The following is a 14,441-nucleotide window of genomic DNA, read 5'->3' as shown; positions in this document are numbered from 1 at the left end:
CCTCAGTGCCCGTGGTCGTCGCCTGCACCCTCGGCCAGCACATAGGTGCGCGAGCAATAGGGGCAGGTCACCTGCCGGTCTTCAATGCGCAGATAGACCAGCGGATGGCCCAGCGCGCCGCCGCCGCCATCGCAACCCGGGCTGCGGGTGGTGACTTCCAGAATTTCCTCCGGCGTCACACCGGGCAGGGCGACCGGGGTGTAGCCGGTCTGTCGCGCATCGCGCATGGCGGTCCTCATGGGCTGTGGCCGGCTGGGGGTGCCGGTCATGGCGGGAACATAGGGGGGGCGGAGGGGCACGGCCAGCCCCGACCTTGCGGGGCGGGACGGGTCTGCGTAAGCCGTGGGAAGGTTCGGCGGCATGGGGGTCCGGCACGGAATGGCTTGGTGGCGTAGCGTCCTGGCCCTGCTGACGCTGCTGCTGGCCGCCGCTTGCACCCCGGTGGTGATGCCGGCCGGCCCGGCCACGCTGATGCCGACCCTCCGCGGAGAGGCCGTGGTCGCCGCCGATGGCGCGGTGCTGCCGATGCGCCGCTTCGCGCCCGAAACCCCGCCGCGGGCGGTCCTGCTGGCGCTGCACGGCTTCAACGACCATTCCGGCAATTTCCTGGCCGACAGCATCGAACAGCTCAATGCCGGCGGGCTGCTGGTCTATGCCTATGACCAGCGCGGCTTCGGCCGGTCCCCCAACCGGGGCTACTGGCCGGGGGCGGAGACCATGGCCGAGGACGCCATCACCGCCGCCCGCCTGCTGCGCGCCCGCCACCCCGACCTGCCGCTGTTCCTGATGGGGGAGAGCATGGGCGGCGCCGTTTCCATCCTGGCCGGCACCGCGGCGGAGGCGGCGCCGGTGGATGGCTATGTGCTGCTGGCCCCGGCGCTTTGGGGGCGGGAGAGCATGAACGCCCTGATGCGCGGCGGCCTTTGGCTGGCGGCGCGCACCATGCCGATCCTGGGCTTCCAGGGCGGGGTGGGCGGCGTGGTCGCCAGCGACAATGAGGCGGCGCTGCGCCGCCTGGGCCGCGACCCGCTGGTGATCCGCCGCACGCGGGTGGATGCGGCGGTGGGTCTGGTGGACCTGATGGATGCGGCCAGCGCCGCTTTGCCCACCTGCTGCCGCGGGGTGGGCAACCGCCCCGTACCGGTGCTTCTGCTGTATGGCGACAAGGATACGCTGATCCCCGCCCGCCCGATCCGCGCCGCGCTCCGCCGCCTGCCGCCGGACAGCCCGGTGCGGATCGCCATCCATGAGGAAGGTTTTCATCTGCTTCTGACCGACAGCAACCGCGAGGCGGTGGCGGCCGATATTGTGGCGTTTACCGCCGATCCCGCGGCGCCACTGCCTTCGGGCGCCGAGGATTTCGCGCCAGGGTGGATGGCGCGATAACGCTTAGCCGGGAATCCACACCCGCCCATCGAACAGCCGCCGCGCGGTGCGGTAGAAGGACCCGGCGCGGGCGACCCATTCGCCGCCCTCCTGCACCACATCCGCGCCCACCGTCAGCACGCCGGAGGGCATGCCGATACGGATCGGCCCGGGCGCGACTGCCCCGAGACATTCCGCCACCAGCGTCCCGGCGATGCGTGCCGCGACCGCCGTGCAAAGCGAGCCGGTCAGCGGCAGCGCCCGGTGCGGCTGGCCGTTGGAGATGATGCGCGCTGCCAGGTCGATCTCGCCGGCCGCGATCTTCTCCCCCGAAAGCGTCGGCGCTTCGGCCGGCGGGCTGACGAAGCCGATATAGGGGACGGAGCTGATCGCCTTGGCCGCGGCGAGGTCCGCGCCGATGCCCATGCGGATGGAGGCCTGCAGGCGGATGGCATCGAGCAGCGCCAGGATATCCGGCCGCGCCTCCAGTTCCTCCGGCAATTCGCGGCCGGTCAGGCCGATATCGCTTGCCCGGATGAAGGCGCTGGCATTGGCGGCATCGACGAGCGAGGCCTCGATGCGCCCAAAACCCGGCACCTCCAGCACATCCAGCACCTGGCCGCTCGGCAGCAGCCGGCCCGTGGTGGCGCCGCCAGGCTGCACGAAATCCAGCCGCACCGGCGCACCCGTGCCGCCCACGCCGGGAATGGCGAGGTCGCCCAGAACCTTGGCGCGGCCATCCTCCAGCTCAAAAGTGTTGTGGATGATCTTTTTCGTATTGGTGTTGTAGATGCGGACCGTGGCGTTCGTGCCGTTTGGCCGCACCAGCCCCTCATCCACCGCGAAGGGGCCGACGGCGGAGCTCATATTGCCGCAATTGCCCTTCCAATCCACGCGCGCCTCGCGGATCAGCACCTGGGCAAAGGTGTAGTCGATATCGGCATCCTCGCGCTCAGACGGCGCCAGCACACAGATCTTGGATAGCGAAGAAACGCCGCCGCCCATGCCGTTCAACTGCCGGCCATAGGGGTCGGGCGTGCCTAGTGCCGCCATGAAGATCGCATCCCATTCCGCGCGATCCGCCGGCAGGTCGCGGGCGTGGAACATGATGGCCTTGCTGGTGCCGCCGCGCATGAAGACGGCGGGAATGGCGCGCTGCGGCATCAGGCGAGACCCTTGAACACGTCATACAGCTTGTTCTTCGCCTCGAAGCCGATGCCGGGGATGTCCGGCATCGCCACGCGGCCCTCGACCACCGGCACGTCATCGGCAAAGCCACCAAAGGGCGCGAAAACCTCCGGATAGCTTTCATTGCCACCCAGCCCGAGCCCCACCGCGATGTTCAGCGCGAATTGGTGCCCGCCATGCGGCACGCAGCGCCGGCGCGACCAGCCATGGGCGGAGAGCATGTCCAACGTGCGGAGGTATTCTACCAACCCATAGGACAGCGCCGGGTCCATCTGCAGAATGTCGCGGTCCGGCCGCAGCCCGCCATGGCGGATCAGGTTGCGCGCGTCCAGCATGGAGAACAGGTTTTCGCCGGTCGCGATCGGCGGCCCATAATGCTCGGCCAGCGTGGCGTGGGTGGCGTAATCCAGCGGGTCGAGCGGTTCCTCGTACCAGCGCAGTTTCATCGGCGCCAAGGCCTCGGCATAGGCCAGCGCGGCCGGCAGGTCGAAGCGGCCGTTCACGTCCACCGCCAGGCGGCTGCCATCGCCGCCCAGCAGCTTCACCACAGCCTCGATCCGCTCGATATCCTCGGACAGCGCATCGGCCAAAGCGGTGCCAGGGGCGCCGCCGATCTTCATCTTCACCGTGGCATAGCCCATGCCGAGGTAGCGCTTCATCTCCTCGACCAGCGCGTCCACCCCCTTGCCGGGGTAGTAGTAGCCGCCGGCGGCATAGACCCAGGCCGCCTCATCGGCCGTGCCGCCATTGTAGCGATCGGCCAGCAGGCGCCAGAGCGGCAGGCCTTCCAGCTTCGCCGCGGCATCCCACAGCGCCATGTCCAGCACGCCGACGGCGACGCTGCGCTCCCCATGGCCGCCGGGCTTTTCGTTCTTCATCATGGCGGCCCAGGCGCCCTGGGGGTTCAGCTTGCCATCCGGGCTGGTGATCTGGGCCTCCGTCGCCTCCGTCAGCCGGGGCACGAAGCGTTCCGCGAGAAGGCCGGGCTGGGCATAGCGGCCGTTGGAGTTGAAGCCGTAGCCGGTGGCGCGGGCGCCACCCTCCCCTTCCACCGTGACCGCGACAATGGAGGCCGTCATCTTCGAGAAATCGATATAGGCGTTGGCGATGTCGCTCGCGATCGGGGCGATGCCCTGCTTGACGCTGACGATACGCATAATTGTCGCCCCCCATCCGGTTGCCGACTTGTCGCCCCGCACAGGACCACTGCACAAGAGGGGGAGGAGGAACCAATATGCCCGATATCCTGCACGAGACGCGCGGCGCGGTGGCCTGGACCACGCTGAACCGCCCGGAACAGCGGAACGCCATGACCTTCCCCATGTATGAAGGCCTGTTCGAACAGGCGGCGGCCGTGGCGAAGGATCCGGCCATCCGCTGCTGGGTCATCACTGGCGCCGGCGGCAAGGCTTTTGCGGCCGGGACCGATATCAGCCAGTTCCAAAACTTTTCCACCGGCCAGGACGCGCTGGACTATGAGACGCGGATCGACCGCGTGCTGTCGGCCATCGAGGATTGCCCGAAGCCGGTGATCGCCGCCGTGGCCGGCGCCTGCGTCGGCGGCGGCCTGGGTATTGCCGGCGTCTGCGACATGCGCATCGCCAGCGCCAATGCCCGCTTCGGCGTGCCGGTGGCCCGCACTCTGGGCAACACCCTCTCCACCATGAATATCTCCCGCTTTGCCGCGCTGATCGGGCCGGCCAAGCTGAAGGACCTGATCTTCACCGCGCGGCTGATGGACGCGCCGGAGGCCCTTTCCGCCGGCTTCATCTCCGAAATGCTGGAAACCCCCGAAGCCCTGGCGGAACGCGCCGAAAAGCTGGCCCAGGAGATCGCCGGCATGGCGCCGCTGACGCTGCGGGCCACCAAGGTGGCGCTGAAGCGCCTGCGGCTGGCGGCCGGCACCATCGAAGGCGACGACCTGGTCACCATGTGCTTCGGCAGCAATGATTTCCGGGAGGGGGTGGAAGCCTTCCTGGCCAAGCGCAAGCCGGTCTGGACGGGAACCTGACCGCACGGCATCCTTCGGTCCATAAGTAAAAAGCCGGAGGAAATATGCTGACGCGACGCAGCCTTTGGGCGGCGACAGGCGCCCTTGCCCTGCCGATGCCCGCCTGGGCCCAGGCAACCGGGCCGGGCGCCTACCCCACCCGCACCATCTCTCTGCTCATGGGCTTCGCGCCGGGCGGCGGCACGGACATCATCTCCCGCCTGCTGCAACCCGCCTTGCAGGAGGATTTCGGCCACCCGGTCGCCATCGAGAGCCGCCCGGGGGGTTCGGGCACCATCGCGGCCACGGCAAATGCCCGCGGCCGGCCGGATGGCTACCAGATGCTGATGACGACCGTCAGCGCCTCCGCCGTCGTGCCGCCGACGATGAAGCCGCCGCCCTTCGACATCATCGCCGACCAGACCGCCGTGGTGCTCGCCGGCACGGTGCCGCTGGTGGCGGTTGTGCCGCTGGATTCGCCCGCGCAGGATTTTGGCCAGTTCATCGCGCATGCGCGGGCCAATCGCGGGAAACTGAACTACTCCTCCTCCGGCGTCGCGACGCAGCAGCACCTGGCGGCGGCCGCGCTGAGTTTTGCGGCGGGGTTGGACATGACGCACATCCCGTTCCGCGGCACCGGCCAGGCGGTGAACGAAATCCTGGCCGGGCGCATCGACATCGCCATCGACACGCTGCCCACCTACCTGCCGCATATCCGCGCCGGCCGGGTGCGGGCGCTGGCGACGACGCTGCCGCAGCGTGTGCCGACACTGCCGGATGTGCCGACCGTCGCCGAAAGCGGTTTTCCGGACTTTGACGCGGCCGTCTGGTACATGGTGATGGGCCCGCCCGGCCTGCCAGCGCCGATCAGCGAACGCTGGGTGCAGGCGGTGAACAAGGCGCTGTCCGACCCCGGCCTGCGCCAGCGCGTGGCCGATGCCGGCTTCATCCCCGGCGGCGGCACCAGCGCCGATGCCGCGGCCCTGCTGCGCCGCGACGCGGCGAAGTATGCGGAGGTCATCCGCAGGGCCAACATCACCTTCGACTGATCGTGACGGGCCGGTCGAAAGACCGGCCTACAACAGCCCCTTCAGCCGCAGCAGGCCAAAACTCGCCACCGTGGTGGCGTCCTCGATCTCGCCGCTGAGCAGCATCCGCTCGAATTCCGCGCGCGGCACGGCGCGGGTCACCAGGTCCTGCTCCTCCAGCTCCGGCATCGCCGCGCCCTGGGTCAGGCCGGTGGCGAGGAAGATGTCGTAGCCCTGGGTCATGCTGCCGGCGGCGAGGTTCAGGAAGCCGGCATGGTGCCATTCGGCGGCGCGGAGCCCGGTTTCCTCCAGCAATTCATGCCGCGCGGCCTCCAGCGGCGCGGTGCCGGCGGGGCCCCAGCGGCCCTGCACGAATTCCCAGTGCCGGCGGCGCAGCGGGTAGCGGTATTGCTGGACCAGTTGCAGCGCGCCATCGGCATGCTGCGCCACCACGGTGACGAAGTTGGTCTTCTCGATCACGCCATAGATGCCGGTGGAGCCATCCCGGCGCCGCACCAGATCCTCCCGCACCGTCATCCAGGCGTTGCGATAGACCTCCCGCGTCGTGACGGTCTCGATATCCGGGGTCTCGTCAGCCAAGGCCATTCGCCTCCCGCAACGCCGCAGCGGCATCCCGCTCACCGCGCGCTTCCAGGGCGGCGGCGACGGCGACGCGGTCGGCTTCGGGGCGATTCTGACTTTGCTTGCGCTTGCCTGTCCAGTGCCGAACCGTAATGGAAACCCCAACCAGCGCCTTGAACATCCCCTCCATGTATTTTGGCGGCTGGGCGTCCATGTCGAAGCCGGGGGTGGGTTCATAGGCGGCGGCCATGGCGCGCATCTGGAGCGCGATTTCGGCCGGCTCCTCGATCAGCGTGGCGAGACCCTCCGCCTGCACCACGTCGTAGTTCCAGGTGGGCACGCTGGGGTGCTGGCCGTACCAGGTGGGCGAGACATAGGCATGCGGCCCACGGAACACCGCCAGCGCCTCCGCCCCCTGCCCCGCGAAGGCCCGCCAATGCGGATTGGCGCGGGCGACATGGCAGAGCAGCCGGGCCGGCTGGTCGCCCAGCGGGCGGATCAGATGGAAGGGCAGGTGGCTGACCATCAGCGGATCGGCGCTGACGAGCATGCCAAAGTCATGGCGCTCGACATGGCCGAGGATCCAGTCGGGGTCGTCCACCCGGAAGGCGGCGGGGGTGTACATGGCGGGGTGATCCTGCGGGCGAACGGGCAACGCGGCCGGGAAGGGCCGAGGGGAAAGGCTCAGAAGCCGATGGTAGCTCGTCGTCGCGCCTGCATGCCGAAACTCTGCACCGGAATGCCGCCGGCGCAGCATTGCATTTCCGAAGGGTCAGCCCCGCGACCGCGCATGGACCAGCAGGGCCAGCCCGCCCAGCGTCAGCACCCCGCCCACGATGTCGCTGACATAGAGCCGTTCCCCGAGCAGCGCCCAGCCAAACACGGCGGCCAGTGGCGGCGCCAGCAATTGCAGGGCGGTGGCGGTGGAGGCCGGCACGCGGCGCATCATGGCGAAGTTCAGCGCATAGGCGCCGATGCCCACCACCACCATGGACCAGATCATCGCCGCCCAGACCGAGCCGCTGGCCGGCCCCGGCGGCCCACCCTCCAGCGCCACCGCCAAGGCGAGGCAGAGCAAGGCGGAAACCAACGTCTGGCCCAGGCTCGCCATCCAGATATCGACGCGCCCCTTGGCCGGCGCATAGACCAGCAGCCCCACGGCCTGGGCGATGGCCGCGCCGAGGGCGAAGACGAAGCCCAGCGCCTCCGCCGCCGCCAACCCGTCCAGCGCGCGCAAAAAGCCCAGCAGCGCCACGCCGAACCAGCCGATGGCGAGCCCCACCCAGGCCAGCCTCGGCAAAGGCCGGCGCAGGAACAGGCTTTCTCCGGCGGCGACCATCAGCGGCGTGGTGGCGCAGATCAGCGCGACCAGCCCGGTTGGGATGCGCGCCATGGCGAGCCAGGCGAAGGCCAGGTAGCCGCCCATGCCGCAGAAGCCGAGCACCGCCACCCGCGCCATGTCGCGCGGCGCCGGCAGCCGGGCGCGCAGCACCAGGGCCAGCACCGCCAGCATCGGCACGGTGAGCGAAAAGCGGATGGCCAGCGACCAGAGCGGCGGCCATTCCTTCACCACCACCCCCGCCACGGTGAAGGCGGAGGCCCAGATGGCGACGAAGCTGCCGGCAATCAGCAGCGCGCTGGCGTTCATGAAACCGTGCCTTCCCTGCTGGCCCGGATGGTCCTTAGTCCAGCGGCGGCGAAGGTTGCACCCTCAGCCGCGGCGGGCCAGGGCCGCGTCCAGCGTGTTCTCCAGCAGGCAGGCGATGGTCATCGGACCGACACCGCCGGGCACCGGGGTGATGGCGCCGCAATGGGCCGCGACCTCGTCGAAGGCGACATCGCCCACCAGCCGGCCATCGGCCAGGCGGTTGATGCCGACATCGATCACCGTGGCCCCTTCCGCCACCCAATCGCCGCGCACCATCTCGGGCCGCCCCACCGCCGCCACCAGAATCTCGGCGCGGCGGCATTCGGCGGGCAGGTCGCGGGTGCGGGAATGGACGATGGTCACGGTGCAATCGGCCGCCAGCAGCAACTGCGCCATCGGCCGACCGACGATGTTGCTGCGCCCCAGCACCACCGCCCGCGCGCCCGGCAAAGCGGCGCCGGCCGCCTTCAGCAGATGCATGACGCCCTTCGGCGTGCAGGGGGTGAGGCCAGGCTGGCCGCTGGCCAGACGCCCGGCATTCAGCGGATGGAAGCCATCCACATCCTTCTCCGGCGCCACCGCCGCGATGACGCGATCGGCCCGGATCTGCGGCGGCAGGGGAAGCTGCACCAGGATGCCATCCACCGCGGGGTCGGCGTTCAGTCGCGCGACCTCCGCCAGCAGTTCGGCCTCCGTCGTGCTCGCGGGCAAGGCGATGGTGGCGCTGTCGAAGCCCACCTCCTTCGCCGCCTTGTCCTTGTTGCGGACATAGACGCCGGATGCCGGGTCCTCCCCCACCCGCACCACGCGCAGGCCGGGGCGGAAGCCGAGGCCGGCGGTGCGGGCGGCAATTTCCTGGCGCAGCGCGGCGGCGACCGCCTTGCCGTCAATGATCCGGGCGCTCATGTGATCAGCTTTTCCAGTTTCGGCACCAATTCGGTCGGGTTTCCGGCGATGCGCAGGGTTTTCTGGCGCGAGGCGCCGCCATGCAACACCTCCACCGCGGATTTCGCCAGGCCCAGTGCCTTGGCCACCGCTTCGCACACCGCGCGATTGGCGCGGCCATCCTCCGGCACCTCCGCCACCGCGACGCGCAGCGCCGCGCCATCGGGGGCGAGGCCGCCAATGGCGGGCCGCTTCGCGCGGGGCTGCACCTTCACCGACAGGTCCAGCCCATCCGCCCGCAGCCGCCAGGCCGTCATGGTGACGTCAGAAGTAGAGGCCGCTCCGCAGCAGGTAGCCCTGGATCGCCCCCAGCGCGATCGATGCCGCGGTGATCAGCAGCAGCACCACCAGCGGCGACAGATCGACGCCGCCCAGATTGGGCAGCATGCCCCGCACCCGCCGCAGCGCCGGTTCGGTCACCCGGTACAGGAAGTCGGCGATGGTCCAGACGATGCGGTTCCGCCCGTCCAGCACATTGAAGGACAGCAGGGTCTGCATGATCGCGGCCAGCAGTACCGCCCACCAGAACAGGTCGAGGCCGGCCCGCAGCAGGAAAAAAACAGCATCGAGCAGCATCAGCGACCCCTGGGCGTTGCCGGCGAAACCTAGTGGCGGGCAGGCCAGGGAACAAGGCTTTGCGTGGCCCTTGGAAGTTGCGGGACCCTGGCTTGACACCGGCCGGACCCGCAATCATAACCCGCGCCCTACGGTGGACCCACGCTTGGTCGTGTGGGGGTGTAGCTCAGTTGGTAGAGCGCGTCGTTCGCAATGACGAGGTCAGCGGTTCGATCCCGCTCACCTCCACCACCGTCCCCGTCTGATCCTCACGTTGCTGGCTCGAAGCCCTGGGTGCCGGAACGGTCCGCCAGTTCCAGGCTCTGCGCGAAAGCATCGCGCCGCGCCAGATTCGTCGCCGCCAGGTTGCGCAGCCGCGCAGCCGGGCCGGTTGCCGCCGGCGCGGCGGGCAATTCGGGTTGCAGGGTGAAGGCGTTGCTCGGCGCATAGCCGCGACGGGCCGGGCCACCATCGGCCAGCACGAAGCCGGGCGCCGCCGCCGGGCGCAGCCGCACCTGGCTACCGGCTTCCAGCCGCGCCGCCACCGGCGCATTCGCCTCCGGCCGCAGGCGCAGCGGCACGGCGGCGGAGGCCACGGCGCGGGTCTGGCCCGAATCATCCGCCTGACGCGCCTCGGCGGCCGCGCGCGTCCCGGGCGCCACCATCTCCACCGCCTGTTCGATGCGCGCGGCGCGGGCGGCGATGTTCTGGCGCGCCTGGCCGCCACGTTGCAGGTCCTGCCGCAACCGGCCCTCCGCCGCGCCCAGCCGGCGCGGCAGTTCGGCCGGCGGGAAGCCGCCAGAGGCCGCCTCCGCCCGGATCAGCCGGACTTCCGTCCAGCGGCAATACATCAGCGCGTCGAAGGCGATCTGCAGCCGCTCCAGCGCCGCATTTTCGCGCGCCAGCTCCGCCTCCAGCTCGGCGGCCGTGGGCGGGCCGCTGCGGCGGGGCGGGGTGGCGAACAGGTCGCCCGCATTGACGAAGACCACCACCTGCGGGCCGCAGCCATCCTGCGGGTCCACTGCGGCGGAGGCCGTAGGCCCGCTGCCGGGCGGCACCGCGCAGGCGGCCAGCGCCAGCAGCGCGACGCCGCAGACGGCACCTCCTATGGCGCCCTTCGATCCGGCACGTCGCATGGCGATCCTCCTGCCTGTGCGGGCAGAGTTGCGGTCGCATCGCGGAGCGTCAACCGGCGCCAGGGCCACAGCTCGGTTACTCCCGAAGTCAGACTTGTACACAACCAGGGTTCCGGCCGGCGAATGATCCTGCTTACATGTCCGGACAACTTGCCGAGGGACCCGAGATGCTCCGTCGCCTGCTGCTGCTGGCCAGCCTCGCACTGGTGCCGCTTGCCCCCGCGGGGGCCCAGACCGGCGCCCAGACCGCCTGGCCCGACCGGCCGATCCGGCTGATCGTGCCTTTCGGCCCCGGCGGGCTGAGCGACGGGGTGGCGCGGCTCGGCGCGGAATGGCTGGCGAAGCAGCTCGGCCAGCCGGTGGTGGTGGACAACCGCCCGGGTGGCAATGGCATCGTGGGGATGGAAGCCGTCGCCCGCGCGGCGCCGGATGGCTACACCCTGCTGGGCGCCAGCGCGTCGCATCTGGTGGTGCTGCCACTGATGCAGCGGATCAGCCTGGACCCGCATCGGGACCTGATGCCGATCGCCATCACCGCCGCCAGCCCGCTGGTGCTGGTGGTCTCGCAAAGCCTCGGGCCGACCACGCTGGCGGAATTCGTGGCGCATGTGCGGGCGCGGCCGGATCAGCTCGACTATGCCTCCGGCGGCACCGGCGGGCTGAGCCATCTGGGCATGGCCTATCTGCTGCAACGCTTCGACCTGCGGATGGAGCATGTGCCCTACCGCTCCGGCCCCATGGCGATGCAGGACATCCTGGGCGGGCGCATCCATGCCTATCTGGGCAATGCGGTGGAGGTGTTGCCGGCGATGCAGGGCAACAGCATCCGGCTGCTGGGCGTCACCGGCGCCACGCGCAACGCGGTGCTGCCGGATGTGCCGACCATCGCCGAACAGGGCCATCCGGGCTTCGAGATCACCACCTGGAACGGCATCGCCGCCCCCGCCGGCCTGCCCGATGCCATCCGCGACCGCCTGGCCAGCGCGATGCAGAGCGCCTGCCAGGATGCCGGCATCCGCGAACGGCTTATCCGCCTGGGCACCGACCCGGTCTGCAGCACGCCGGCGGAGATGGCGGCCTCCATCCAGCGCCTCACCCCGGTGATGCGCGACGCCATCCGCCTTTCCGGCGCGACAGTGAACTGAACCGACAAAATCATGTGCAACCTGCGGCCCGCCCAGCGGGCCGAGCGGCCAAACGGCCGCCGCGGCTTATGCCGCGAAGCCAAGCCGGCGGAGCCGGCGCCCGGCGTTTGAGGGAATACAAAATGACCATAAGTGCCGCCGAGATCTTCCTGCGCCAGCTCGGCGCCTGTGGCGTCGACTGGTTCTTCGCCAATGGCGGCACCGATTTTCCACCGATTGTCGAAGCCTTCGCGAAACTCGAAGGCAGCAACCATCGCCTGCCGGTGCCGATGACGGTGCCGCATGAGAATGCGGCGGTCGCCATGGCGCATGGCGCCTATATGGTCACCGGCCGGCCGCAGGCGGTGATGGTGCATGTGAATGTCGGCACGGCGAATACCATCAACGGCATCCTGAACGCCGCGCGCGACCACACGCCGGTCTTCGTGCTGGCCGGTCGCACGCCCTATGCCGAACAGGGCCGCCACGGCGCCCGCACCCGGCACATCCACTGGGCGCAGGAGATGTTCGACCAGGCCGGCATGGTGCGGGAGGCGGTGAAATGGGATGGCGAGCTGCGCCAGCCCGACCAGGCCGCGGACCTCGCCACCCGCGCGATGCACATCGCCATGACCGCGCCGCGCGGCCCGGTCTATGCCACCCTGCCGCGCGATACGCTGGCCGCGCCGGCCGGCGCGGCGCGGGTGGATGCCTCGCGCGCCGCCGTGCCGGCGAAACCGCTGCCCGATCCGGCGGCGCTGGTGGAAGCGGCGCAGTGGATCGCGGAAGCGCAGCGACCGCTGATCATCACCTCCGCCGCCGGCCGCACGCGCGAAGGCTTTGATGCTCTCAGCGCCTTTGCCAACCGTTTCGGCGTGCCGGTGATCTCCTTCACGCCCCGCTTCGTGAACATCGCCGCCGACCACCCCATGCATCTCGGCTACGAACCCGGCCCGCTGCTGGCGGAGGCTGATTGCGTGCTGGTGGTGGATACGGACGTGCCCTGGATTCCGCATCTGCAGGGCCCGCCGGAGGCGGCGCGCATCATCCATCTGGGCGAGGACCCGCTGTTCACCCGCTATCCGATGCGCAGCTTTCCGGTCGACCTCGCCATCACCGCCGAGCCGGCCACGGGGCTGGATGGCATCGCCGCGGCGCTCGATGCGCTGCTGCCGGCGGACAGCGCGGCGGTGCTTTCGCGACTTGAGACCTATGGCACCATGGGCGCGGCGCAACGCGCGGCCTGGGCGGCGCAGGTGGCGCGGCCGCCGGAGGGTCCGATCACGCCCGAATGGATCAGCCATTGCATCGCGGAGGCGGTGGGGCCGGATGCCATGCTGGTGAACGAATACCCGCTGCGCCAGACGCATTGCCCGCGCGTGACGCATGGCACCTTCTACGGCCAGTCCACCGCCGGCGGCCTCGGCTGGGGGTTTGGCGCGGCGCTGGGCGCCAAGCTGGCGGCGCCGGAGCGGCTGGTGGTGGCGACGCTCGGGGACGGCGCCTATGTCTTCAACAACCCCACCGCCTGCCACTGGGTCTCCGCCGCGCATGACCTGCCGCTGCTGGTCGTGGTGTTCAACAACGCCATGTACGGCGCGGTGCGGAATTCCACCCTGGCGATGTATCGCGACGGTGCCTCGGCCAAGGAGGGCGGCAGCCTACTGGCCGATCTCAGCCCGGCTCCGGCCTTCGAGATGCTGTGCCAGGCCAGTGGCGGCCATGGCGAGAAGGTAAGCGACCCGGCCGAACTGCCCGCGGCGCTGCGCCGCGCCGTCGATGTGGTGGTGCGGGAGAGGCGCCAGGCGCTGGTCAACGTGGTCTGCACCTACTGATCTGACCCACGGCCCCCATCTGCCCCGATATTGACGGCCCCTTCACGGCCGGCGATGTCTGGCGCCGCATGGCCCGGCGGGCAGGGAGCATTGTGGTGCCGGGCAGAAGTGGGTCGGAGATGGGGGCCTTGCTGTCCGGCCCTGCTTTGTGGTGGCGCCTGCTGGTCATCGGCGGGCTCTGGGGCAGTTCCTTTCCGCTGCTGCGGCTGATCGCGGCCGAGATGTCGCCCTTCGCCCTGGCCGCCGTGCGGGGCGGCTTCGCGGCCCTGGCGGTTCTGGCATTTCTCGCGGCCAGCGGACAGTTGAAGGGTCCGATCCGGCGCTACGCGGTGCCGGCCCTGGTGCTGGGCACCTGCAATGGCTGGGTGCCCAATCTGCTGACCGCCTTCGCGCTGGGCCATATCCAGGCGGCGCCGGCCGCGCTGATCCATGCCGGCACGCCCCTGCTGGTGGCGCTGATCGCCTATGTGCTGCTGCGGGAGGAACGGCCGGGGCCGCGTGGCGTGGCCGGGCTGCTGCTGGGTTTTGGCGGCATCGCGGTGATCCTGGGGCCGGATGCGCTGACGGGCGGGGCGAGCTTCACCGGCGGGCTGATGATCGTCGTCTCCGGCGTCTTTTACGCGCTCGGCACCGTCTATGCCCGCAAGGCGCGGATCGGCGCGGCGCCGCAGATCGTGCTCGGGCAGCAGGTGGTGGCGGGGCTGGTCGCCGGCGGGTTGTCGCTGCCCCTGGGTGGCGTCGAATCCTATGCCCAGCCGGCCTGGGTCTATGGCGTGCTGGCCCTGCTGGGTGTCGTCACCTCCGCCTTGCCGCTGACCATGTTCCTGCGCCTGCTGGCGCGCGCGCGGGTCACCGATGCCTCCATGGTCGGCTATATCCAGCCGCCCTTCGCCGCCGGGGTGGGGGCGCTGCTGCTGGGGGAATGGCCCTCACCGCTGGTGCTGGTCGGCGGCGCCATCGTGCTGGCCGGGGTCTGGCTGGCAACGTCACGAAGATAGCGCTGCAACCGCCGCGGACCCGGTGCGATAAGGTCCTGTTCCGGCGG

At 70.3% G+C, this 14,441-nt stretch carries 16 protein-coding genes and 1 tRNA gene; 7 read left to right on the top strand and 10 right to left on the bottom strand.

Translation table 11 applies throughout. The features are described 5' to 3' along the window. Positions 1–2 precede the first annotated feature (2 nt). Positions 3–227 carry a zinc-finger domain-containing protein gene (locus ACVFYP_RS14825; RefSeq protein ID WP_499200959.1) on the bottom strand — a complete coding sequence of 75 codons (225 nt, stop codon included), beginning with the start codon at positions 225–227 and terminating at the stop codon, positions 3–5. Between the two features lie 151 nt (positions 228–378). Between ACVFYP_RS14825 and ACVFYP_RS14820 the strand changes: the two genes are divergently transcribed. After that, positions 379–1,386, top strand: a complete 1,008-nt coding sequence (locus ACVFYP_RS14820) for an alpha/beta hydrolase (protein WP_499200958.1) — start codon at positions 379–381, stop codon at positions 1,384–1,386. Positions 1,387–1,389: 3 nt separating this feature from the next. Here ACVFYP_RS14820 and ACVFYP_RS14815 read toward each other — a convergent pair whose 3' ends face one another. Both ACVFYP_RS14815 and ACVFYP_RS14810 read right to left on the bottom strand, forming a co-directional pair. Next, positions 1,390–2,529, bottom strand: a complete 1,140-nt coding sequence (locus tag ACVFYP_RS14815; protein ID WP_499200957.1) for a 2-methylaconitate cis-trans isomerase PrpF family protein — start codon at positions 2,527–2,529, stop codon at positions 1,390–1,392. Continuing rightward, on the bottom strand, positions 2,529–3,710 hold the full coding sequence (locus ACVFYP_RS14810; protein ID WP_499200956.1) for an enolase C-terminal domain-like protein: 1,182 nt from the start codon (positions 3,708–3,710) through the stop codon (positions 2,529–2,531). Before ACVFYP_RS14810 ends, ACVFYP_RS14815 begins: the two co-directional genes overlap by 1 nt. A 77-nt stretch (positions 3,711–3,787) precedes the next feature. On the opposite strand from ACVFYP_RS14810, the gene ACVFYP_RS14805 reads away from it, so the two are divergent. Both ACVFYP_RS14805 and ACVFYP_RS14800 read left to right on the top strand, forming a co-directional pair. After that, entirely contained in the window at positions 3,788–4,564 is a 777-nt protein-coding gene (locus ACVFYP_RS14805; protein WP_499200955.1) for an enoyl-CoA hydratase/isomerase family protein, read from the top strand. A 44-nt stretch (positions 4,565–4,608) separates the two neighbouring features. Further along, the gene (locus ACVFYP_RS14800) at positions 4,609–5,592 is read left to right on the top strand and encodes a Bug family tripartite tricarboxylate transporter substrate binding protein (RefSeq protein WP_499200954.1); all 984 of its coding nucleotides are present in this window, start codon (positions 4,609–4,611) and stop codon (positions 5,590–5,592) included. A 27-nt stretch (positions 5,593–5,619) separates the two neighbouring features. Here ACVFYP_RS14800 and ACVFYP_RS14795 read toward each other — a convergent pair whose 3' ends face one another. The 6 genes from ACVFYP_RS14795 to ACVFYP_RS14770 all read right to left on the bottom strand — a co-directional run bounded on the left by ACVFYP_RS14795 (position 5,620) and on the right by ACVFYP_RS14770 (position 9,322). Next, a complete protein-coding gene (locus tag ACVFYP_RS14795; protein ID WP_499200953.1) occupies positions 5,620–6,177 on the bottom strand; it encodes an NUDIX domain-containing protein in 558 nt (185 codons plus the stop codon). Then, positions 6,164–6,778 carry an FMN-binding negative transcriptional regulator gene (locus ACVFYP_RS14790; protein WP_499200952.1) on the bottom strand — a complete coding sequence of 205 codons (615 nt, stop codon included), beginning with the start codon at positions 6,776–6,778 and terminating at the stop codon, positions 6,164–6,166. Before ACVFYP_RS14790 ends, ACVFYP_RS14795 begins: the two co-directional genes overlap by 14 nt. A gap of 147 nt (positions 6,779–6,925) precedes the next feature. Continuing rightward, a complete protein-coding gene (locus ACVFYP_RS14785) occupies positions 6,926–7,801 on the bottom strand; it encodes a DMT family transporter (protein ID WP_499200951.1) in 876 nt (291 codons plus the stop codon). A 63-nt stretch (positions 7,802–7,864) separates the two neighbouring features. Then, positions 7,865–8,707: a bifunctional methylenetetrahydrofolate dehydrogenase/methenyltetrahydrofolate cyclohydrolase FolD gene (folD, locus tag ACVFYP_RS14780; RefSeq protein ID WP_499200950.1), complete on the bottom strand. Its 843-nt coding sequence runs from the start codon at positions 8,705–8,707 to the stop codon at positions 7,865–7,867. Beyond that, positions 8,704–9,003, bottom strand: coding sequence for a DUF167 domain-containing protein (locus tag ACVFYP_RS14775; RefSeq protein WP_499200949.1), 300 nt, complete (start codon positions 9,001–9,003; stop codon positions 8,704–8,706). The genes folD and ACVFYP_RS14775 overlap by 4 nt, the downstream gene beginning before the upstream one ends. A 7-nt stretch (positions 9,004–9,010) precedes the next feature. Then, positions 9,011–9,322, bottom strand: coding sequence for a YggT family protein (locus tag ACVFYP_RS14770; protein ID WP_216873671.1), 312 nt, complete (start codon positions 9,320–9,322; stop codon positions 9,011–9,013). Between the two features lie 155 nt (positions 9,323–9,477). On the opposite strand from ACVFYP_RS14770, the gene ACVFYP_RS14765 reads away from it, so the two are divergent. Then, positions 9,478–9,553 (top strand) — tRNA-Ala (locus tag ACVFYP_RS14765). Positions 9,554–9,570: 17 nt separating this feature from the next. On the opposite strand, the gene ACVFYP_RS14760 is transcribed toward ACVFYP_RS14765, so the two are convergent. Next, complete coding sequence (locus ACVFYP_RS14760) at positions 9,571–10,437, bottom strand: serine/threonine-protein kinase (RefSeq protein ID WP_499200948.1); 867 nt, start codon at positions 10,435–10,437, stop codon at positions 9,571–9,573. A 167-nt stretch (positions 10,438–10,604) separates the two neighbouring features. Between ACVFYP_RS14760 and ACVFYP_RS14755 the strand changes: the two genes are divergently transcribed. The 3 genes from ACVFYP_RS14755 to ACVFYP_RS14745 all read left to right on the top strand — a co-directional run bounded on the left by ACVFYP_RS14755 (position 10,605) and on the right by ACVFYP_RS14745 (position 14,394). Next, complete coding sequence (locus ACVFYP_RS14755; protein WP_499200947.1) at positions 10,605–11,582, top strand: Bug family tripartite tricarboxylate transporter substrate binding protein; 978 nt, start codon at positions 10,605–10,607, stop codon at positions 11,580–11,582. 122 nt (positions 11,583–11,704) lie between these two features. Beyond that, entirely contained in the window at positions 11,705–13,396 is a 1,692-nt protein-coding gene (locus tag ACVFYP_RS14750) for a thiamine pyrophosphate-requiring protein (RefSeq protein WP_499200946.1), read from the top strand. A 128-nt stretch (positions 13,397–13,524) separates the two neighbouring features. After that, positions 13,525–14,394, top strand: coding sequence for a DMT family transporter (locus ACVFYP_RS14745; RefSeq protein WP_499200945.1), 870 nt, complete (start codon positions 13,525–13,527; stop codon positions 14,392–14,394). Positions 14,395–14,441: the final 47 nt, after the last annotated feature.

The organism is Roseomonas sp. F4 (genome assembly GCF_053891155.1).
This window is presented reverse-complemented; position numbering and strand designations above follow the sequence as displayed.

What these genes read in the sequence shown, in the direction of transcription:
- ACVFYP_RS14825 (WP_499200959.1), bottom strand. Translation starts at nt 227, where the DNA reads ATGCGCGATGCGCGACAGACCGGCTACACCCCGGTCGCCCTGCCCGGT.
- ACVFYP_RS14820 (WP_499200958.1), top strand. Translation starts at nt 379, where the DNA reads ATGGCTTGGTGGCGTAGCGTCCTGGCCCTGCTGACGCTGCTGCTGGCC.
- ACVFYP_RS14815 (WP_499200957.1), bottom strand. Translation starts at nt 2,529, where the DNA reads ATGCCGCAGCGCGCCATTCCCGCCGTCTTCATGCGCGGCGGCACCAGC.
- ACVFYP_RS14810 (WP_499200956.1), bottom strand. Translation starts at nt 3,710, where the DNA reads ATGCGTATCGTCAGCGTCAAGCAGGGCATCGCCCCGATCGCGAGCGAC.
- ACVFYP_RS14805 (WP_499200955.1), top strand. Translation starts at nt 3,788, where the DNA reads ATGCCCGATATCCTGCACGAGACGCGCGGCGCGGTGGCCTGGACCACG.
- ACVFYP_RS14800 (WP_499200954.1), top strand. Translation starts at nt 4,609, where the DNA reads ATGCTGACGCGACGCAGCCTTTGGGCGGCGACAGGCGCCCTTGCCCTG.
- ACVFYP_RS14795 (WP_499200953.1), bottom strand. Translation starts at nt 6,177, where the DNA reads ATGGCCTTGGCTGACGAGACCCCGGATATCGAGACCGTCACGACGCGG.
- ACVFYP_RS14790 (WP_499200952.1), bottom strand. Translation starts at nt 6,778, where the DNA reads ATGTACACCCCCGCCGCCTTCCGGGTGGACGACCCCGACTGGATCCTC.
- ACVFYP_RS14785 (WP_499200951.1), bottom strand. Translation starts at nt 7,801, where the DNA reads ATGAACGCCAGCGCGCTGCTGATTGCCGGCAGCTTCGTCGCCATCTGG.
- folD (WP_499200950.1), bottom strand. Translation starts at nt 8,707, where the DNA reads ATGAGCGCCCGGATCATTGACGGCAAGGCGGTCGCCGCCGCGCTGCGC.
- ACVFYP_RS14775 (WP_499200949.1), bottom strand. Translation starts at nt 9,003, where the DNA reads ATGACGGCCTGGCGGCTGCGGGCGGATGGGCTGGACCTGTCGGTGAAG.
- ACVFYP_RS14770 (WP_216873671.1), bottom strand. Translation starts at nt 9,322, where the DNA reads ATGCTGCTCGATGCTGTTTTTTTCCTGCTGCGGGCCGGCCTCGACCTG.
- ACVFYP_RS14760 (WP_499200948.1), bottom strand. Translation starts at nt 10,437, where the DNA reads ATGCGACGTGCCGGATCGAAGGGCGCCATAGGAGGTGCCGTCTGCGGC.
- ACVFYP_RS14755 (WP_499200947.1), top strand. Translation starts at nt 10,605, where the DNA reads ATGCTCCGTCGCCTGCTGCTGCTGGCCAGCCTCGCACTGGTGCCGCTT.
- ACVFYP_RS14750 (WP_499200946.1), top strand. Translation starts at nt 11,705, where the DNA reads ATGACCATAAGTGCCGCCGAGATCTTCCTGCGCCAGCTCGGCGCCTGT.